Raw genomic sequence first — 19,741 nt, forward strand, 5'->3', positions numbered from 1 at the left:
GAAAAGGATTGTTTTAGGGTAGACTGAAAATTATTTTACTCCTTGCAAATGATTTAAGTTACTTTACTGGACAATCCTTTCTAATTAATGGTATTTTTTAGGTATAAAAGATAAGTTCAAGGAGTGATAAATGATGATTATTATACATGCTGTATTTAAAGTGAATCCAGAAAAAAGGGATGGTTTTCTAGCTGAAATAAAGCCATTAATTACTGGTTCGCAAGCAGAAGCTGGGAATATTAGTTATCAGCTTTATGAAGAAGTAGATTCAGCCAATACCTTTATTATGGTAGAGAGTTGGAAGGATGAACAAGCTGTCAAAATACATAATCAGCAGCCTCACTTTACGAATTTTGTAGTGAAAGCGGAGGAATTTTTAATAGCACCGCTTGAAGTAACAAATTATTCTGCGGAAAAATTATAAACTAAAAGTAATTGATTTTAGTAGTTGGTAATGATAAATAACTTTGATAAAGGGCTGTGCCATAAGTCATCATGGTTGACTTATGGCACAGCTCTTTTTTTCATATGATAATGTCTATAAGTTTAAATTTGATATTTTAGAAAATAGTTTTTGGTTTACATTTTATGGATTTCAGTATAGTCTTTTAAGAAAGTAAAAGCATACAGGAGAAATTAAATGGATATTATAATTGGAATAATTATGGGGATAGTAGAAGGGTTAACAGAATTTGCTCCAGTATCTTCAACTGGACATATGATCTTAGTAGGTCATTTATTAGGGTTTGAAGAGACGACCAGAGCAACAACTTTTGAGGTTATTGTTCAGTTAGGCTCTATTCTTGCAGTAGTTGTTGTTTTTTGGAAACGTATTTTAAGCATTCTAGGATTATATGAAATCGAAACAAATGATCAGGATTTAGGAAAGTTAAGATATACACATATTTTAATCGGGATTCTTCCTTTCTTTATTCTTGGTACAGTCTTTTATGACTTGATTAAAACCTTATTTACTCCACAAACTGTTGTTATTTCGCTTATAGCAGGTGGAATTCTCATGTTAGTCGCTGAAGGTTTCCGAAAACAAAATCCAACTGCAACGACATTAGACCAAGTTACATATAAACAAGCATTAGGAATGGGCTTGTTCCAATGTTTAGCTTTAGTTCCTGGGTTCTCTAGAATGGGAGCAACCCTGTCTGGCGGTCTATTAATAGGTATGAATCATAAAAACGCTTCGGAATTTAGCTTTATTATGGCGGTTCCTATTATGGTTGCAGCATCTGGTAAAGATTTATTAGAAAACTGGAACAGTCTGCATGTTAGTGATCTACCATTATTTATTATAGGTTTTTTAACTGCATTTATAGTAGCTTTAATGGCTATTAAGTTTTTCTTAAGCTTAATTAATAAGATAAAATTGGTTCCTTTTGCATTATATCGGTTTGTATTAGCGATTTTGTTTTGGGTGTTTATTCTTTAAATTTGGTAAAACATATTTAGTTATTTCATTCCGACAGCTTTTTTATAGATTATCTCCATAAGTGGTACATCATATAGACGATTATTAGCATTCGCTCTTGATTATTTTAGTAAACTAATGAAAATGAAAGAGAATGAATGAAAAATGTCGTGAGAGAATAAATATTTCAAGTTTTTAAACTTATTTGAACATATTCAGTAAATATTAACGGATTTTAGCACTTTTCTTTACAAGTTGAAATTTCAGGAGTAGTATAATCTCATAAAATTAATATTGTTCTAAATCGCTGAGTCCATTTAGGAGCGGGGGAACCAAACTGTGGAGAATTCCACTTGGGGTGAGTCTTTCTGAAGTATTTCAGAAAGTAGGGTTACTTTCATAACCCGAATCCGACAGCTAACCTCGTAAGCGTTAAGGGAGAGGACGGTGCAACTGGTGATCGATGAATCTTATAGACCACGAGGGATTCCTCTGTGGTCTATTTTGCATGTTTTTAATGGTAAAAAATTGATTGCTTAAATATAATCTAAAAAGAATTATTAGTTTAAAATAGCGATCTAAAAATACATTTAATGAAAAAAAGGAAATTTATATCGCCTACAGATATCAAACCTTTAAAGGAGTATGATTTACAGTGAATATTGCATTCTTTCTTATTCCAAAAAGTGAAGTTGTTTATGTATATGATGAATGGACAATGAGACAAGTAATGGAGAAAATGGAATATCATCGATATAGTGCGGTTCCAATTTTGAATAAAGATGGTCATTATGTTGGAACGATTACAGAGGGAGACCTGTTATGGAAATTAAAGAATTCAAAGAACCTCGATCTTCAACAGACAGAAAAAATAAAATTGAGCGAAATTGAAAAGCATGTATCATATGAACCTATCTCCATAAACAGTCAGATAGAAGATATTATGAAAATGTCGCTCAATCAAAACTTTGTTCCTGTTGTAGATGATTACAACATTTTTATCGGTATTATTAGAAGAAGAGAGATTATTGAGTCTTTGCAAAATTTATACAAAGTTGATATGAAATAAAGTTTTTTAGATGGAGTCTACAGGTCGAAATGACATGTAGGCTTTTCTTTTTGGAAAAGGGTACGGAGCTGCGCTTACTTTAATGGAAAAATACGAATGATGGTGCTCTATAGTTTGTGTTTAATCCTTATTAAGGTTGGAGTGGCTTTGCTCGCGCCGCCTTTATTAGGTTAGAATCTGACTTTTCCTTGTTAGTTGGTGAACAAAGAGCGAGGCTTCATGTGAATTTTCGATTTTTCGTGTTTTTTTGTTTTATTTGGGAAATATATTAGTAACTTATGATGGTTGGTGGTGTTAAAATGATTTCGTTTAAAAGGTTGTTAATTGGCAGGCCCCTAAATCCAATGAATTAGGAGAACAAAAAATTAATAAAACAAAAGCTTTGGCGATTTTGTCATCGGATGCTTTATCCTCTGTTGCATATGGACCAGAGCAAATTTTATTAGTGCTTATAACGGTAGGGACAACTGCTTATTGGTATTCGCTGCCTATTGCTGTTGGTGTGTTAGTTTTATTAATAGCGTTAATATTATCTTATCGTCAAATTATTTTTGCGTATCCCCATGGTGGTGGAGCATATGTTGTTTCAAAAAATAATTTAGGTATTAATTCTGGTTTAATTGCAGGAAGTTCTTTATTAGTTGATTATATTTTAACGGTAGCGGTAAGTGTTTCTGCGGGAACAGATGCCATTACCTCAGCATTTCCTGCTTTGCATCCATATAACATTATTATATCTATTTTCTTCGTTATTTTTATTACCGTTTTAAATTTAAGAGGTGTAACGGAATCCGCTTCCATCTTGGCTTACCCAGTGTATTTATTTGTACTAGCCTTATTTATCATGATTGGTGTAGGAATGTTTCAAGTTGTAACAGGCAATGTTTCTGCAGATTTGTCTGCACCAATTGGTACGCCTGTAGGTGGAATCACTTTGTTTCTCCTTCTAAGAGCGTTTGCTTCTGGGAGTTCAGCCTTAACTGGCGTAGAGGCTATATCCAATGCTATACCTAATTTTAAGGATCCCGCTCCTAATAACGCTGCGAAGACGTTAATTGCAATGGGAATTTTACTTGCCATATTATTCACAGGAATTGTATGTTTAGCCTATTTTTATGGGGTTTCCCCTAAGGAAGAGGTCACAGTAGTATCTCAAATAGCAGAAAATATATTTGGCAGAAACTTTATGTATTTTTTTATCCAAGGAACGACTGCTTTAATTCTTATTTTAGCAGCTAATACTGGATATACTGCCTTTCCATTATTAGCAGTAAACCTAGCCAAAGATAAATTCATCCCAAGAATGTTTACAGCAAGGGGAGATCGCCTAGGATACTCTAATGGGATAATTATTTTGGGACTGTTGTCTATCATTCTAATCATAGCGTTTAAAGGAAAAACAGAACAATTAATCCCATTATATGCAGTAGGTGTTTTTATTCCTTTTACACTATCTCAAACAGGAATGATTTTTAAATGGCTGCGTGAGAAGCCTGCTGGTTGGAAATTTAAATTAACAATCAACACAATTGGTGCTCTCATAAGTTTTGTCGTAACCATTATGTTCTTTCTTACAAAATTTGTACAAGTATGGCCAGTTTTAATTTTTATCCCTATCATTGTGTTTTTATTTTATAGAATAAAAAGGCACTATGATTCAGTAGGAGAGCAATTACGTGTTATTAAAAGTGAACTAATCTCGGGAAATGTTATTGTTGTACCAGTGGCAGGAATGACCCAAGTGGTTAACAATTCTTTAGCTTATGCAAAAGCCTTAAATCCTAAAAAAATTATTGCTGTATATGTTGCGTTTAATCGAGAAGAAGAAAAGAAATTTGAAGAAAAATGGAATGCATGGCAGCCTAATGTACGTCTTGTAACCTTACATTCTCATTATCGAAGTATTATTCAACTTTTAACAAAATTTATAGATACAGTTGAACATAAAGCAACGGAATCAAATTATCGGGTAACTGTGATAATACCACAGTTTATTGTAAGAAAAGGTTGGCATAATATTCTTCATAACCAATCGAGTTTACGTATAAAAACATACCTTTTATATAGACGAAATGTTGTAGTTGCAACAGTACCATATCATTTAAAAGAATAATTCATACAAAATTCCTATGGAGACTTGTGCCTAGTTTCCACCATCTAACAAGGAAATGCCAGATTCAAATACCTGGCATTTTCTTATTAATCAATCGTTTGTTTAGTTTTTAACCGTTGTTCAAGTGCATGGATCATAAATAGGAAATGGTCAGCTTCCCGAACGACATGATCAGCAAGCAGGGGATTTATTACACTTTTAATTTGGCAACTTTTAATAAGGTCTAATCCAGCTTTTTTGAAATTTCTCAGTTCTGTTGCGGCATTTTCACTATCCTTATTCATTTTACCAATAATAGGATAGGTAGGCTTTTTATGATACAGCATTGATTCAACATCTCTTGCTTGATTTAAAAGTGTTTCAAAATCGTCCCCAAATTTTCTTGCTGTGTTAATTAAATTACGTTCGGACTGATCTAACAGAGAAGCAATGAATCGGGAGTGCTCCATCATGATCCGCAGCCAAAAAACGTTTTCGCTAATGATGGCATCTTGAACGGGATCCATAATTCCTTTATTGAATTTTTTTAAGGTTCGTATAAAGTATTCTGCTTCCCGTGCGATATGATCAACGAGTAAGGGGAAGTTAAATCCACTAATTTTACAGTTAATAATAAGAATAAGGAGATTTCTTTTAAAATTGCGGAAACCAGCTACCAAGTCTATGGAATCCTCATTTAATTTCCTTACTAAACCAACGTTTTGAGGTGTCTGATAGGCACGTTTTTCCTGTTGCTCAAAGAAATGATAAAAGCGATCTGCTTGTTCAATATGCTTAGTATCTTTTTTGTTAAATCCTTCCCCAAGAAACAAGGCATGTTCTTTCATAATCCTCAACCAAAATTTATTTTCCGTTAAAGAACGTTCTACAAACAATTGTTCAGTCAGCGATTCTGGCTTTGCGGCAAACGATTCAGGTGGCAGCAGCATTTTGTTGTATTGGTCTGTGCTTACATGACCAGGAATCTGAGGATGATTTTGCATTCTAACTCCTCCCACTATAATTTAAGTTCAACTATATATATGTAGAAATAACTTCATAAATGTATGGGTGCTAAAAAATAACATAGCGGTTCATTAGAATGGTTATTTTTGAATTAGACTCCAATGCAGACGAAGTTATATTCTTTTTTTGATTTCCTCTTAATACATTATTATGGAAAAAAGAAAAAAGGAGTTTTGCTGATGAACGTATCTATATCGGGTTTCATGATTGATTTAGACGGAGCGAATTCCCTGCATGCACACAATCTCTATATAACAAGTTGGAATGGAAGACCAGTACACGTTCATAAATTTTCAGGCGTTACTTCATTTGATAATGGTCACAGACACCAATATGCTGGTACAACGGAACCTGCTCCAAGTGGTGTTCCACATACTCATCGATACTTTACATTCACTTCTTTTGATGATGGGCACAAGCATGAGATTAGAGGGGTAACTGGACCTGCAATTTCCCTTCCTAACGGTGGACATTATCATGAATTTCGTGGCAGTACGACTGTAAATGGAGCAAATCCCCATAGACATAGGTATAGTGGTAGAACAAGAGAATAATTTTTTGACAAAAAAACCTAATCTCTCATTCGTAGCAGAGAGATTAGGTTTTTAAAGTTATTTTATTATTAGGCTCTGTTAAACGATCATGTTGTTTATAGGAAGGGAATCTGTGAGACTCCTGCAGAAAAACGTGCTGGCAAGACCCCCAGTGAGGTACAAGCGAGGGAGGCTTGTCATCTTTTTAAATGAAACTTAAATCTTTATTTCCATTGTCCATAACGATGCTTTTTATAATTTTTAGTAAACCTTCTGCATCGTTTAAATTAACTAACTCTACAGGTGAGTGAGAGTATCTACGCGGAGTAGCCAATGTTGCAACCGCAACTCCATTACTTATAAAAGATGGATTTGCTGCATCTGTCAGATAGTTTTCCCCTACTAATGTAATATATTGTATCGGTACATTTACTTTTTCAGATTGCTCTTTAATTAATTCTTTTACTTTCGGGTGAATAACAGAGTGTAAACTTCTTTCTCTAGAACCGTACGAAATAGGACAGACAGGACCGTTGCCGAGGTACACTGGAAGTACATTCTTTGTGTCGATATCTGGTGTGTCCCCAGATGGAATGGTATCTAAAACAATGGCATAATCAGGTTTTATCTTATCTACGACCGCAGAGATGCCACGAAGACTAACTTCTTCTTGAACATTAATCGCAATATATAAAGTTCCTGCAAAATCTTTGTCTTTTAGTTGATGGAGTAATTCAATTAGGATGGCACAATGAATTCTATTATCTACAGACTTTGTAGAGATTAAATCTGGATCACACATTTCTGTAAAATCACTTTGGAATACGATAGGGTCTCCAATCTCGATTCCTATACTTTCTACTTTTTCTTTTGAAGTCAGCCCTAAATCAATATAACATTCACGTACCGTCTTTACCTTTCTACTTTCTTCAGGTGTTTGTAAATGACCAGCTTTTATCCCGATGATGCCAGGGATTTTTCTGCTAGTTATCCATACTTTTCTTCCGAGAAGCAATTGATCAGAAGCGCCTCCTATCTTATCAAACGAAATGAAGCCATCATCTGAGATATTCTTTACACAAAAACCTATTTCATCAGAGTGGGCAGAGAACATTAGCTTTGGTCCACTGGCTTTACCATGTTTCACAGCTATAATGTTTCCGTTATTATCTACATTTACTTCATCTGCTACTAAGGACAAATATTCTTTCAAATAGCTTACTACTTCTTGCTCAAAACCAGAAACCCCAACCATTCCAGATAATTCCTTAAAATATTTTTTTATGTTTTCTTTCATAAAGACCCTCCCAATGTTGTAAAGAATAAAATTGGATAACGTATTATGTATTATTGTTTGAAAATTCTATCTATTTTGTATATTGTTTATTATAGATTTTTAAAACTTTGGAAGTCAATGACATTGAAAATAAGATTAATAGAAATTTTTAATTACTGGAAATATACACAAACACCTCTTTTCGACTACAATTGACTGATGTCTGAGAGGTGTTCCTTAAAATTATTTAAAAAGTTTCATTCTTTTCCCAAGATTCAACAGTTAAATAGGCAGTATGCGCATCCATGCCTTTACCCAGCAAATAAGCCATTGCTGCAACTTCTTGTAATGCATGTTTATATGAAGTTGCTTTTGATTCTTTTAAGCCATATTGAACAAAAGGGTCAATGCTGTTTAATGTTTGTGCTTTTAAATGAGGGGATAAAGGCTGTTTTATTTGTTGCTGTGCCCATATTTCAGATTGTGGGTATTGCGGAAACTGTCTAACGTGTTGCGGTTGATGATAAGGATATGAATGATTCATTTTTTTCTCCTTTCTTATTGCGATTATTTCGTAATATAATATGCTCCATGAATGTCCCATGGACTAGACAGATGCCTAGTAGGATATTTATTACCAGATAATCAATGACTCTCTTTACTTGAAATTTTCCCAATCTAAGTGCTCTATTTCATGACGGCTTTTCACTACATGAGTTAACCATTTCATATTCCCAGCAAATTGTGGTGAGCAGACAAATGGTATATTTTTTCCTCGATCAGGCAGGACACAGCGTATAGAACATTTGTAAATTGTTTCATCATCTGCTTTTTCGAGATGGTGGCTATAATGTGGAACGAGCTCAAATTGGTATCCTTTTGCAAGAGAATCAAAATATTTAGTAGAGACTATTTGTTTCATTTGAAGATATGTAAATTCATCTAATGCCCAACGAATGATAAAATCACCTTCAATTAGAGGTAATGTAACCTTCATAAAACTCCCTAGCTCATCTCTTGAAACCTTTATAATTTTGAAATTTGTGGCTGGTTTTAGCATAGGAGGACCCTCCGTTTATTTGAAATATAAATCACTCTACAAATACATTTCCATAATCACATAACTAATCCCACCTTTTTCAAATACTTGATCTGTCTCTTTTAAGCCGAACTTTTGATAGAAGCTGGTTTTATTTTGGCGGGCGTTGCACCAAAGTCTTTTAACTCCTAGCTTTTTTGCTTCTGTAATGACATGATTCAGCAATTTGCTGCCAATCCCTTTTCCTTGCTCTTCTTCTAGAGTTGCAAACTTTCTAAATTGAGCATGATCCTGCTCGATAAATAGGGTAATAATAGATACCAGTCTATCACTTTGGAACAAGCCAAAATGAACGCTTTCCTCGTCATTAGCTAATTTAATATATTCTATATCTTTATTTGGCCACATTACTTTATGTCTCAGTTCCCAAGTTTGTTCTTTACTGATGCGTTTGATTTCCATTTTTTATCCTCCGATTGTTTAGTACTCTTCTAATCTTTATGAATTAAATCTAGTAAAATATGTCGAAATGGTCAATTAAGTTGTAGATAAATTCATTTCTTTTCAAGAAGATTTGAAACTTGACGAAGTGATTATTCCATGCTAGTTTATATGCGTGTGCATACATTTTGTAGATGAAGCTGAATTGTTCTATATTATAGTATAAAATGGACGTGAGGAAAGGTGTGAAAAACTTGAACAAATTAAAAGAAAATAAACGATTACGGCTTGCTTTATTACTTGGATCACTTGCACTTTTAGGTCCTTTTTCAATCGATATGTATTTGCCCTCATTCCCAACTATCGTGGAAGATTATAAGACAAATGCATCTTTAGTACAAATTAGTTTAACAACATGTCTTTTAGGTTTAGGTATTGGGCAGTTGATCATTGGTCCAATGAGTGATGTTCAAGGCCGCCGCAAACCATTGCTAACCTTCCTAATTTTGTATTTATTATCTTCTCTTGCATGTGCGTTTTCACCGAATATTTATTTTTTTATCGGTGCTCGTTTTATTCAAGGGTTTGCAGCAGCTAGTGGCCTCGTTATTTCTAGGGCGATTGTTCGTGATGTTTATAGCGGGAAAGAACTGACCAAATTTTTTGCCTTATTGATGCTCGTAAACAATCTTGGTCCAATTATTGCTCCTGTAACTGGAGGGAGTATCCTCACTTTTACAAATTGGACTGGGGTTTTTATTATGTTGGCTTGTGTTGGCATAGTATTATTTTTAACCGTCTCATGGAAACTAGAAGAAACCTTGCCTGAAGAAAACCGTGTGTCAAGCAACTTTTCACAAGTGTTAAAGAATTTTATTTCTTTGTTAAAAGATCGCCAGTTTGCAGGTTATGTTCTAACACAAGGATTTATCATTGCTGGAGTATTTGCATATGTATCTGGTACACCTTTTGTTTATCAAAATGTGTATGGGGTATCTCCTCAAGTATTCAGTTTATTATTTGGCATGAATGGAATTGCTTTAATGATTGGAAGCCAGCTAGTCGGTCGATTTACCGATGTTATTTCAGAGAAAACTTTCTTGCAAATAGGTTTATTTTTGTCTACTTTATCGGGTGCTGTGTTGCTTGTGGCTATTCTATTGCATGCACCACTATTGGCAGTCGTCATTCCGATTTTCTTTATTGTCTCTTCCATTGGAATTATTGCAACAACTTCCTTTTCCTTAGCAATGGAGTCACAAGGCCATATTGCAGGAAGCGCCTCTGCACTTTTAGGTTTATTGCCTTTTATTCTTGGCTCATTAACGGCACCCCTTGTTGGAATAAGCGGAGAAAATACAGCTGTCCCTATGGGGATTATTATTTTTTCAGCTAGCTTTATAGCCTTGCTATCCTATTATGGACTTGTTAGAAAAGGTCATAGTGCGGTACAAACTTTAAAATAGTTATTAGTGAGCGGTTCAAAAGGAGAATACATATTGTCATGACTAATATGTATTCTCCTTTTATTAAATTAAATGGTCATTTCTTGAATAAGAAATCGCTAACTGAAAAATGATTCTTGGCTATTGCTCTCATAAATTCTTGAACTACCTCCCCAAGAGTGGTATCCGTCACCTATATAAGTGAATCCATATTTTTCATAGTATCCAATATGGTCAGTACAGAGGAAAACTTTATTGAATCCTGCTTTATAGGCATCAGCTTTAGCACGTAAAAGCAGCTCTTTACCTAAAGATCTACCACGATAGCTTTTTTCAATATAAAGTGAACAGAACCAAGGCCATAAATCCATACGACTAATAAAATCATTGCTGATAAGCCCTGCACAGCCAATAATGTTACCTGAATCCACCATCAAATACCAAATAGGGAGGGGACTATCTGTTGTTATGCTGTGTGTAATACAGTCCTCATAAACTTTCATATTGTTTTCGTTTGCCCACTTGCTTTGAAAATATTTAATCGCTTTTGCTTTATATTCTGGATGTTCTCTAACGTTAATAATTTGCATAATAAATTTCCCCTTTGTTGTCTTATCTATATTGAACTACTTTTATCATACCTTGGTTTTTATTACAAAAGATGTTCTTTATGCTTTGAAAATTTTAAGTACATAATTGCTATTTTTACGATAAAATAAGAAGTTGAAATGAATAATAATGTATGGAGGAAAACAATTAATGCTTGATTTGCCAAATTGTCCAAAATGTAGTTCAGAATATACGTATGAAGATGGAAGTCTATTCGTTTGTCCAGAGTGTGCACATGAGTGGACGTTAGAAACAGAAGCCGACGATGTGAAAGTAATTAAAGATGCAAATGGGAATGTCTTAAACGATGGTGATTCTATATCCATTATTAAAGATCTTAAAGTAAAAGGCAGCTCATCCGTTTTGAAAATAGGAACAAAAGTAAAAAATATCCGTTTGGTTGATGGGGATCATGATATTGAATGTAAAATTGATGGATTCGGTGCTATGAAGCTAAAGTCAGAATTTGTTAAAAAGATCTAATCCCTTTTATACAGTAAGTCTCCACACTAAAGATAATCTATAGTTGAATGAGGCGTCTATTAGACAAAATGAGGAGTTTTTTGGTAGTTTTGTCTTTGATAATACGTCTATTAGACAAAATGAGGAGCTTTTTTGGTAGTTTTGTCTTTGATAAGGTGTTTATTAGACAAAATGAGGAGTTTTTTTGGTAGTTTTGTCTTTGATAATGCGTCTATTAGACAAAATGAGGAGTTTTTTTGGTAGTTTTGTCTTTGATAATGCGTCTATTAGACAAAATGAGGAGCTTTTTTGGTAGTTTTGTCTTTGATAAGGTGTCTATTAGACAAAAAGAGGAGCTTTTCCTTAGTTTTGTCTAATAAACACTTAATTATGCTTAATTCCAACAATCCAATACCCAATCTTTTTTACGAATACCCGAAACATAAGGGTTTCCTTTTACATAATAACGTAACGGTGCTAATGTCCATTCTTCTTTATTAGGTATTCCGATGCGAGGTGTTGTGATCATCTCTTTCGGGATTTTGCTGTTGGCTTCGTCAATAAATAAATGCTTTTCATTTAAGGTGCTGCCATCTAAAGCTTTTGTAATCGCCATTGCTTTTGTTAATTTTCCAGGCCCATTGCTGACGAGAATTCCAGTATTATTCCGGTTTAACTCCATCTGTTCTATCCCTGCAACAGGCTCTATAGCCCGAATAAGCACGGCTTGAGGGTCGCCGGCCTTTTTTGTGACGATGTTTAACATATGATGTGTGTGCATCATATAAATATAAATCGTTCCACCTTGTTGATACATAGATTCAAGCCTAGCAGTACGTTTTCCAGCATAACTGTGGCAAGCAATATCTATTTCTCCAACATAAGCTTCCGTTTCCACGATAAAGCCACTAAATAAACAAGACGGCGTTTTATGAATTAGCAACTTGCCTAAAAGCTGCTGGGCAATTTCTTCCGTAGAAAGGTTTATAAAATCAATCATGCTAAGTTATTCTCCATTTCTTCCTTATAACCGCTTTTCTTAAGCTTCCCTCATTTTTCTCCAGGAAACAGAAAAGGCTATTTTCCATAAAACAGCTAATGCAAGTATTACCACAGCTAAGTAAATATAGGTGCCAAACAATATTTTACTAATAAAATAATGCAAGCCGGCCAGCAGCGGAACAATTAATATTAAGACAAAGATCTGCCAATTGTTGTTTTGGTTTATCGAATCAAATGATTCTGAGAACGGCAGTGCTTTTTCCATACATAAAAAACAAATAACAGCATAGATGCAGCCATTAACGAAGACAGCAAGAAGATCAGGCCATATTCGTATCCCGAATAAAAGGGCAAAAATAACACTTAGAAGCAAATACAATGGTAAAAAAAGTTTCACGATAAAAGCTTTTATTGTCCCGCTGAAGACAGGGTAGAGCCCTTTTAAAGGCGTGATAGAATAAATCCAGGCACCACGGTATTTTCCCGAAAATCTTACCATATAAAGAACCGTTGGAATGATAATTAAACTAAAGTAAATCGTAAAGTAGGATTTACTGGTGGAAAAATGAATCCCTTCGTCTGATTGAAAGTTGGTTAGTAAAAAGATAAAAGGGATGACAAGGGAAAACCCTAATGATGGATATACTTTCAGTTTGAAATCACGTTCGTTTTTCATCATCAAGCCAGCAAATCGAAAGAATGTTCGTTCTTCTTTTGTAAAACAAATACATTTTAACAGCAACTCTCTTACTTTGCTGCGTCTTTTTTGTTTACCCGCTATTGTTTTTGCAAGCTTTTGCAAGTTTTTTTCAAATAACGGCATGAGGCGAATATAAACAGCAAATGCAAGGATCGGAATAACGATGCCGCAAAGTGCCAAAACAGCATAAAACGGTGTAAACTCCCCTTTCATCGCTAGTTCAATTATTGCTGCAAACCAAATAGGAGAAATAAACACATGCCACCATTGTGGATCGAAAACATATTGTATATGAACTAATTCAAAAGATCGAACAAGCACTTGGTAGCCAATCATTACAGATAAGGATAATGCAATTTGCACATAATTAATGATGTCTTTCAGCTTTTCGCCATCAAAAAATTGTAAAACGAATAAATACAATAATGCCGTTATCACGACAATAAATATATTAATTAAAATAACACAAACAATCATGGTGAGGAAAAAGAGAACACCGACTTTTACTAATCCAACTATTAACGGAATGCCAATGATGGAGAGCGTGAGCAAGGTTAAATAGATAAAAATATGAACTGCTTTTGCAGCGTGGATCGTTTTTTTATTAATTGGTTTTGTGAATAAAATATTTTGGTCTCTAATATCCAAAAGGACGGATGAAAAATCGGAAATCATTGAGGTCATCACTAAAAACATGAGGATGCCGAATGCAATGCTCATTTGAAAAAGATAATTATCTCCTATGATGATGAATGGAATGATAAAAAGCCCGAAAAGTATGTAAATCCATAAAGATTTTATGTAGCCATTACTGTCTTTTTTATTTTTCTGTTTTGATCTTTGTTGATTAAAAATAGTCGGCACTCTGCGTTGATCCATTGTAAGCTTAATTTGCAGAATCTTTCTCATTAACTCGTAATTTACTCCGAAGCGGTTAAATAAAGGCTCGAATCGATCTAATAGTTTAAGGGTAAAAAAATCTTTCATCTCTATTTTTACACCTCTTCCATAACGGAAATGAATCTAGCACCGATTTCCTTATGCTCGCTAAAGCCTGTTAATTGATTAAAAATGGATTCGAGCGATCCCTCTGTGTTTTGCTGCTTTAATTGTTCAAACGTTCCATCTGCAGCAATTTTTCCATCATAAAGAAGGATGATTCTGCTGCTGATTTTCTCGACAACATCCATAATATGAGATGAGTAGAATATGGTTTTTCCATTAGAAGCCATTTGCGTAAGTATTTCTTTAAAAATCATCACACTATTTGCATCCAGCCCATTAATAGGTTCATCAAAAAACAATAATTCAGGATTATGCAATAAACTAGAAATAATGAGCAATTTTTGCCTCATTCCTTTTGAATAAGAAGAGATTCTAGTATGAAAAACTTCGCCAATTCCGAATAATTCCATTAATGTTTTTGCTTTATATTCGACAAGATCAAAGGATAATCCATATAGCTCGCCGATGAAGGTTAAATATTCATAAGCAGTTAAGTTATCATATACCTCCGCTATTTCTGGAACATAGCCAATTCTTTGTTTGTATGCTATGTCACCGTCTGCAATGTCCTTTCCAAAGATCTTCACTTCACCAGCAAATTCCTCTTCCAGGCCAAGCAGTATTTTCACGGTCGTGCTTTTTCCAGCCCCGTTTGGACCGATATAACCTATAATTTCTCCTTTTTTTACTTCGAGTGAAACGCCTTTTAACACTTCTTTTGATCCATAATTCTTTCGTAAATCTTGAATAGATAAAATGGTTTCGTTAAACATTTTTTATATCATCTCCCATGTTATGTGCTTATTCTATGTTAACATATTATGGGAATTGCAGAAGGTAGTTTTATTGAACATTTTGGTATTTTTATAAAGTATAGTAACGAAGAAACCATTTAGCGAAGTAAAGAATCTTTATGAGAAAATGGAAGAAGTTTTGAGGAAAGAAGCTTAAAAATTTTATACACTGTCGAAAATCACCCCGATTATCGTTTTATAGAAGGTATGATGGACTGATTTTTTTGCTTTTCATAATTCGACAAATCCACGATATTTTTATCGTTTCCTGAATTTCCAGTAAAACACCAAATGTACTCTAGGCGATCTTAATAGTAAAAAGAAAGCCTATTATTTCAATGATTATTAATACAAGTATAATATATTTAATAAAGTTGTAAATAAAATGAAATAATATAAATCTAGTGTAATTTGTCGATTTAAGTTATATTGTTTATGTAATAATTGTAAGGAGGAGAATAATGAGACATTGGTTTAAAGTTGCTTGCATGATCATATTAAGTTTTTTCGTAATCGGAAATTTTCAGCAAGATGTTCAAGCAAGCAGTAAAAGTACAACATATTATGTTGCAAAAACAGCAAATCTTTATAATGGTACATCAAGTAAAAAGAAACAAATTGACGTAGTGGATATTAATAATAAATTGACGACTAAAACATCTAAATATAGTAAAATGTACGAAGTAACATACAAAGGGAAAAAAGGCTATGTATATGCAAGTCGTCTTTCAACAAAACCAGTAACAGTAACGAAATATGTCGACGAAAAGTCAAATTTATACGACAAAACAAAAAAGAAAAAAATCGCAACACTCGAAATTAATACAAAAGTGACAACAACAAGCCCGCTATCAGATAAAATGGTAGAGGTAACATACAAAGGGAAAAAAGGCTATATCTATATAAGCCGTCTTTCAAGCAAGCCAGTACCAGTAACTTACTTTATTACAGAAAAAACTAATTTATATGACAGCAGCAAAAAGAAAAAAATCGCAAACTTAGAAATTAATGCAAAAGTGACAACAGCAAGTTTACTATCAGATAAAATGGTAGAAGTAACATACAATGGCAAAAAAGGTTATGTTTATACAAACCGTTTAGCAACAAAAGGCAAACAATTTACTGTGTATGCATCTAAGTTGGATTCTTCAAAAGCACCTGTTTCTGTGCCGGTTTATGGTAAGAACAATGTGTTGCTTGCACAAGTGCCTACTAATACTAAGCTAGTAACAACTAGTGTTTTATCAGAAAAAACATATGAAGTTCTTTACAATGGTCAAATAGCATATGTACGTTCTTCGGATACGTCTGCAAAACCTTATTCTAATAATAATAGTTATGGCATCTCCCATATTACTCAATATCAGATGGAGCAAATTGTACAACAACAAAACAGTGAAGAATTTAAAGTTCCAGCATTTGATGGAACTAAAATAAGAAACATCCCTTCTGCAAAAGGGTATGATAAGTTTGGCAACTTAATTAATTTAGACGTGTGGGATACTTGGCCATTGCAAGATGGAAACGGACAAGTAGCAACGTATAATGGATACAATATTGTTTTTGGCTTAGCTGGGAATCCGATTGACAGTGAGGATACCTTCGTTTATATGTTCTATCAAAAAGCAGGTGAGACATCACTTGACAGCTGGAAAAACGCTGGGAGAGTGTTTGGAGATAGTGATAAATTTGTACCAAATGACCCTTATCTAAAGTATCAAACGCAAGAATGGTCAGGGTCTGCTACCTTAACATCTGATGGGAAAATTCGCTTATTCTATACAGATTTCTCTGGATCACCTGAGGATGGGGGAACTGGATATAGCAAGCAAACTTTAACTACAGCCCAAATTAATGTTTCACAACCAGATAATGAAACAATTAAAATAGAAGGTGTAGAAGATCATAAATCTATTTTTGATGGAGATGGAAAAATCTATCAAAATGTACAACAGTTTATTAATGAGGGTGCATTTAGCACAAAGGATAACCATACGTTAAGAGATCCTCATTATATAGAAGAAAATGGTCGTAAGTTCCTTGTGTTTGAAGGGAATACGGGAACAGAAACCGGCTATCATGGAGATAACTCTCTCTATAATAAGGCTTATTATGGTGGAGATGATAACTACTATATAGAAACTCAAGCTAAACTATTTAATAATGGCAAGAAAAAAATAGCTTCTTTAGCAAACGGTGCAATAGGCATTATTGAGATAAATGACGATTATACGTTAAAAAAAGTGATGCAGCCATTAATTGCATCTAACACGGTAACAGATGAAATTGAACGTGCTAATGTTTTTGAATTAAATGGGAAATGGTATTTGTTTACAAGTTCAAGGGGCTCTAAAATGGCAGTTGATGGTGTAACCAATAACGATATTTATATGCTAGGGTATGTATCAGATTCATTAACTGGAGAATTTAAACCATTAAATGGAACTGGACTTGTTCTTTATATGAATCTTCCAAAAGATGATGTTACGTTCACATACGCTCATTATGCTATTCCGCAAAAAGAAGGCAATAATGTCGTAATTACAAGTTATATGACAAATAGAGGACAATTTATAAATCGCCGTTCTACATTTGCTCCAAGCTTTTTAGTCAACATACAAGGATCTACATCTTCTGTTGTGAAAAACAATATTCTTGAACAGGGGCAAATAACATTGGAAGAAGGTACTTCTTCTTATACAAAGTAAAATATATTAAGTAATAAGTAAAAACGACTAGAAGGGATAAACTTTCTAGTCGTTTTTTATAATAGCTTTACTTAAAAGTTGTAAAGTAGAAGGATTTCCTTTTATTTAGTATCCATATGTTAAAACAATTAAAGGCGAAATTATTTGGAAAGGATACCTTTCTTTCTTCACATTCAGACAAGGATTCTACATTTATAATATATGAATTTAGTTCGATGATTAGTGGATAATATTACTTTTTAATAGATGATAATTCCACTAATGGAAGAGCAAATAGACAATTGACTATTAATATAGTATTATGTTAAGGGTAATTATAACTATACAGGAGGTAAAATATTGAAAAGGATAAGTATATTTACAGTAATGTCAGTGGTATTTTTAGTGCTAATAAATAGTTTAAGTTTGAATGTTCAAGCTAGTACTAAAAATACCTACTATGTACAGCAAACTTCTATTTTATATAGTGATTCGACAAGTAGCAAAAAGAAATTGGTATCTATTCCAATTAATACTAAGTTACAAAGTTCAACTAATAAGTCTAAAAAAATGTTTAAAGTTAGTTACAAGGGACAAGAAGGCTATATATATGCTTCAAGAGTATCAAAAAATCCTGTTCAAGTAACGAAATATACAAAAGAGAATACGATACTGTATCCAAGGTTGAATGATAAGCCGTTAAATATAAATGTACCAGTAAATACAAAGGTTAGTACAATTAGTCCTCAATCAGATACATATTTTTTAGTAACATATACAGATAAAAATAAAAAAAGAATCACAGGCTATATAGCTGCGAAAAACCTTAGTAATTCAAAGGTGAAGGTTCCGAATCAAAATCAAAACATTGTGAATTATAATTATGATCAAACAACTAATTGGACAAGAGAGCAAGCTGCTAGGATTACTTATAATAACCCTAATAGGTTAGTTCCTAAGCCAGATTTTAGTAATGGGAAAGCTTTATCTAGCAAATATAGACTATGGGATAACTGGTCATTGCTTACAGAAAGTGGAGATGTAGCAAAAGTAGGTGGCTGGTACGTATATTTTGTACTAGGAGAAAGAAATGACGGACCTGGTGAATCTGCTAGAATTTATTATTTTTATTCTAAAAACGGAAAAGATAATTGGATAGAAGGCGGAACTGTAACCCCAGAAACTTTTGATCATACTAAACAAGAATGGTCAGGAAGTGCAATTGTAGGTTCTGATAATAAACTACATTTATTTTATACATCATCAAGTTTTGTATATCCAGGTTTATATGATCAAAATATTGTAACAACTGTAATGAATATTGAAGTTAATGGCAGTGGTGTGAAATTTAATAGCGATGGAAAAGCTAAGCAGACTCTTTTGGCTAAAGCGGATGGCAAGCTATATGAAACGGTATACCAATCTCTAGATTACCAAAACACACATGGAATCCCACAAAAGTATGCTTTTCGTGATCCGTTTTTCTTTTCGGATCCTAAAACAGGTAAAAAATATTTAATTTTTGAGGGGAATACTGGAGAAAGTGCTGGGGAATTAGTACAGCAGAAATATTTTGGAAATAAGTTCTATTATGAAAACCATAAGCATGATATTTTACCAAATAATGCTGAATCTGCTAACGCAAGTATAGGTATTTTGGAGTTGAATGATGATTTTACTAAAGCAAAATTACTCCCACCATTGTTAGCATCTAATTTGGTTACTGATGAAACAGAAAGACCAAGTATGGTATATAAAAATGGAAGATACTATTTATTTACTACTTCACACGGGTGGCTTAATCAAGATTTTAACAATAATATGCATAGTTATGATTCTTTGCATGGCTTCACATCTCAAAATTTATTTGGTCCATATTCTCCAGTAAATGATGATGGTGTAGTACTAGCTGGGACTAGTACTGGTGGAGATTTAAATTATACTTATGCATGGGGAGTACAAAAAAATGGGCTTGTATTAAGTTTTGCTGATAATTCAACAATTGATAATCAAATTGTTGCAAAAAGAGATGCTGCACCTTCTTTAAAGTTAAAGTTTAACGAAGATAGTGTAACATTGATGAAGACTAAATTAAAGCCTGCACAAGTAGTTGAATAGACGTAAGTATGATGAGTAAA

The 19,741-nt window shown here is 33.6% G+C and carries 17 protein-coding genes, 1 pseudogene and 1 riboswitch; of the genes and pseudogenes, 9 read left to right on the forward strand and 9 right to left on the reverse strand.

Annotation, left to right across the window (positions count from 1 at the left end):
- Positions 1–130 precede the first annotated feature (130 nt).
- The 4 genes and pseudogenes from ACTXGU_RS05615 to ACTXGU_RS05630 all read left to right on the forward strand — a co-directional run bounded on the left by ACTXGU_RS05615 (position 131) and on the right by ACTXGU_RS05630 (position 4,605).
- Positions 131–424 carry a putative quinol monooxygenase gene (locus ACTXGU_RS05615; protein WP_443480518.1) on the forward strand — a complete coding sequence of 98 codons (294 nt, stop codon included), beginning with the start codon at positions 131–133 and terminating at the stop codon, positions 422–424.
- 216 nt (positions 425–640) lie between these two features.
- Entirely contained in the window at positions 641–1,444 is an 804-nt protein-coding gene (gene bacA / locus ACTXGU_RS05620) for an undecaprenyl-diphosphate phosphatase (RefSeq protein ID WP_443480519.1), read from the forward strand.
- Positions 1,445–1,718: 274 nt separating this feature from the next.
- Positions 1,719–1,871: riboswitch (cyclic di-AMP (ydaO/yuaA leader) on the forward strand.
- 207 nt (positions 1,872–2,078) lie between these two features.
- The gene (locus tag ACTXGU_RS05625) at positions 2,079–2,492 is read left to right on the forward strand and encodes a CBS domain-containing protein (RefSeq protein ID WP_443480520.1); all 414 of its coding nucleotides are present in this window, start codon (positions 2,079–2,081) and stop codon (positions 2,490–2,492) included.
- A 299-nt stretch (positions 2,493–2,791) separates the two neighbouring features.
- Positions 2,792–4,605, forward strand: a pseudogene (locus ACTXGU_RS05630) (APC family permease).
- A gap of 86 nt (positions 4,606–4,691) precedes the next feature.
- Here ACTXGU_RS05630 and ACTXGU_RS05635 read toward each other — a convergent pair.
- Positions 4,692–5,588 (reverse strand): DUF2935 domain-containing protein, encoded by an 897-nt coding sequence (locus tag ACTXGU_RS05635; protein WP_443480521.1) that lies wholly within the window; start codon positions 5,586–5,588, stop codon positions 4,692–4,694.
- A gap of 201 nt (positions 5,589–5,789) precedes the next feature.
- Here ACTXGU_RS05635 and ACTXGU_RS05640 point away from each other — a divergent pair, with 201 nt between their 5' ends.
- On the forward strand, positions 5,790–6,164 hold the full coding sequence (locus tag ACTXGU_RS05640; protein WP_443480522.1) for a YmaF family protein: 375 nt from the start codon (positions 5,790–5,792) through the stop codon (positions 6,162–6,164).
- Between the two features lie 184 nt (positions 6,165–6,348).
- Here the strand turns inward: ACTXGU_RS05640 and ACTXGU_RS05645 are convergent, their stop codons facing one another.
- The 4 genes from ACTXGU_RS05645 to ACTXGU_RS05660 all read right to left on the reverse strand — a co-directional run bounded on the left by ACTXGU_RS05645 (position 6,349) and on the right by ACTXGU_RS05660 (position 8,920).
- Positions 6,349–7,440, reverse strand: a complete 1,092-nt coding sequence (locus ACTXGU_RS05645; protein ID WP_443480523.1) for a M42 family metallopeptidase — start codon at positions 7,438–7,440, stop codon at positions 6,349–6,351.
- Between the two features lie 226 nt (positions 7,441–7,666).
- The gene (locus ACTXGU_RS05650; RefSeq protein ID WP_443480524.1) at positions 7,667–7,963 is read right to left on the reverse strand and encodes a hypothetical protein; all 297 of its coding nucleotides are present in this window, start codon (positions 7,961–7,963) and stop codon (positions 7,667–7,669) included.
- 114 nt (positions 7,964–8,077) lie between these two features.
- The gene (locus ACTXGU_RS05655; RefSeq protein WP_443480525.1) at positions 8,078–8,479 is read right to left on the reverse strand and encodes a hypothetical protein; all 402 of its coding nucleotides are present in this window, start codon (positions 8,477–8,479) and stop codon (positions 8,078–8,080) included.
- 36 nt (positions 8,480–8,515) lie between these two features.
- Positions 8,516–8,920 (reverse strand): GNAT family N-acetyltransferase, encoded by a 405-nt coding sequence (locus tag ACTXGU_RS05660; RefSeq protein WP_443480526.1) that lies wholly within the window; start codon positions 8,918–8,920, stop codon positions 8,516–8,518.
- A gap of 233 nt (positions 8,921–9,153) precedes the next feature.
- Between ACTXGU_RS05660 and ACTXGU_RS05665 the strand changes: the two genes are divergently transcribed.
- A complete protein-coding gene (locus ACTXGU_RS05665; protein WP_443480527.1) occupies positions 9,154–10,365 on the forward strand; it encodes a Bcr/CflA family multidrug efflux MFS transporter in 1,212 nt (403 codons plus the stop codon).
- 98 nt (positions 10,366–10,463) lie between these two features.
- Here the strand turns inward: ACTXGU_RS05665 and ACTXGU_RS05670 are convergent, their stop codons facing one another.
- Positions 10,464–10,934: a GNAT family N-acetyltransferase gene (locus tag ACTXGU_RS05670; RefSeq protein ID WP_443480528.1), complete on the reverse strand. Its 471-nt coding sequence runs from the start codon at positions 10,932–10,934 to the stop codon at positions 10,464–10,466.
- 169 nt (positions 10,935–11,103) lie between these two features.
- Between ACTXGU_RS05670 and ACTXGU_RS05675 the strand changes: the two genes are divergently transcribed.
- On the forward strand, positions 11,104–11,436 hold the full coding sequence (locus ACTXGU_RS05675) for a zinc ribbon domain-containing protein YjdM (protein ID WP_443480529.1): 333 nt from the start codon (positions 11,104–11,106) through the stop codon (positions 11,434–11,436).
- Positions 11,437–11,809: 373 nt separating this feature from the next.
- On the opposite strand, the gene ACTXGU_RS05680 is transcribed toward ACTXGU_RS05675, so the two are convergent.
- Genes ACTXGU_RS05680 through ACTXGU_RS05690 form a run of 3 tightly spaced genes read right to left on the reverse strand, consistent with a single transcriptional unit; the run spans position 11,810 to position 14,895 of the window.
- Entirely contained in the window at positions 11,810–12,412 is a 603-nt protein-coding gene (locus ACTXGU_RS05680) for a DNA-3-methyladenine glycosylase (protein WP_443480617.1), read from the reverse strand.
- 42 nt (positions 12,413–12,454) lie between these two features.
- Positions 12,455–14,104, reverse strand: coding sequence for a hypothetical protein (locus tag ACTXGU_RS05685; RefSeq protein ID WP_443480530.1), 1,650 nt, complete (start codon positions 14,102–14,104; stop codon positions 12,455–12,457).
- 8 nt (positions 14,105–14,112) lie between these two features.
- Positions 14,113–14,895 carry an ABC transporter ATP-binding protein gene (locus ACTXGU_RS05690; protein WP_443480531.1) on the reverse strand — a complete coding sequence of 261 codons (783 nt, stop codon included), beginning with the start codon at positions 14,893–14,895 and terminating at the stop codon, positions 14,113–14,115.
- Positions 14,896–16,196: 1,301 nt separating this feature from the next.
- On the opposite strand from ACTXGU_RS05690, the gene ACTXGU_RS05695 reads away from it, so the two are divergent.
- Together ACTXGU_RS05695 and ACTXGU_RS05700 are read left to right on the forward strand one after the other, a co-directional pair.
- A complete protein-coding gene (locus ACTXGU_RS05695; RefSeq protein WP_443480618.1) occupies positions 16,197–17,624 on the forward strand; it encodes a glycoside hydrolase family 68 protein in 1,428 nt (475 codons plus the stop codon).
- A gap of 339 nt (positions 17,625–17,963) precedes the next feature.
- Positions 17,964–19,721, forward strand: coding sequence for a glycoside hydrolase family 68 protein (locus tag ACTXGU_RS05700; protein WP_443480532.1), 1,758 nt, complete (start codon positions 17,964–17,966; stop codon positions 19,719–19,721).
- Positions 19,722–19,741: the final 20 nt, after the last annotated feature.

This window comes from Niallia sp. 01092 (assembly GCF_052318935.1).
In the GTDB taxonomy this organism is placed as follows: Bacteria; Bacillota; Bacilli; order Bacillales; family Cytobacillaceae; genus Niallia.

Coding starts and splice junctions, on each gene's coding strand:
- ACTXGU_RS05690 (WP_443480531.1), bottom strand. CDS start 14,895: ATGTTTAACGAAACCATTTTATCTATTCAAGATTTACGAAAGAATTAT.
- ACTXGU_RS05655 (WP_443480525.1), bottom strand. CDS start 8,479: ATGCTAAAACCAGCCACAAATTTCAAAATTATAAAGGTTTCAAGAGAT.
- ACTXGU_RS05670 (WP_443480528.1), bottom strand. CDS start 10,934: ATGCAAATTATTAACGTTAGAGAACATCCAGAATATAAAGCAAAAGCG.
- ACTXGU_RS05660 (WP_443480526.1), bottom strand. CDS start 8,920: ATGGAAATCAAACGCATCAGTAAAGAACAAACTTGGGAACTGAGACAT.
- ACTXGU_RS05640 (WP_443480522.1), top strand. CDS start 5,790: ATGAACGTATCTATATCGGGTTTCATGATTGATTTAGACGGAGCGAAT.
- bacA (WP_443480519.1), top strand. CDS start 641: ATGGATATTATAATTGGAATAATTATGGGGATAGTAGAAGGGTTAACA.
- ACTXGU_RS05650 (WP_443480524.1), bottom strand. CDS start 7,963: ATGAATCATTCATATCCTTATCATCAACCGCAACACGTTAGACAGTTT.
- ACTXGU_RS05645 (WP_443480523.1), bottom strand. CDS start 7,440: ATGAAAGAAAACATAAAAAAATATTTTAAGGAATTATCTGGAATGGTT.
- ACTXGU_RS05615 (WP_443480518.1), top strand. CDS start 131: ATGATGATTATTATACATGCTGTATTTAAAGTGAATCCAGAAAAAAGG.
- ACTXGU_RS05635 (WP_443480521.1), bottom strand. CDS start 5,588: ATGCAAAATCATCCTCAGATTCCTGGTCATGTAAGCACAGACCAATAC.
- ACTXGU_RS05675 (WP_443480529.1), top strand. CDS start 11,104: ATGCTTGATTTGCCAAATTGTCCAAAATGTAGTTCAGAATATACGTAT.
- ACTXGU_RS05685 (WP_443480530.1), bottom strand. CDS start 14,104: ATGAAAGATTTTTTTACCCTTAAACTATTAGATCGATTCGAGCCTTTA.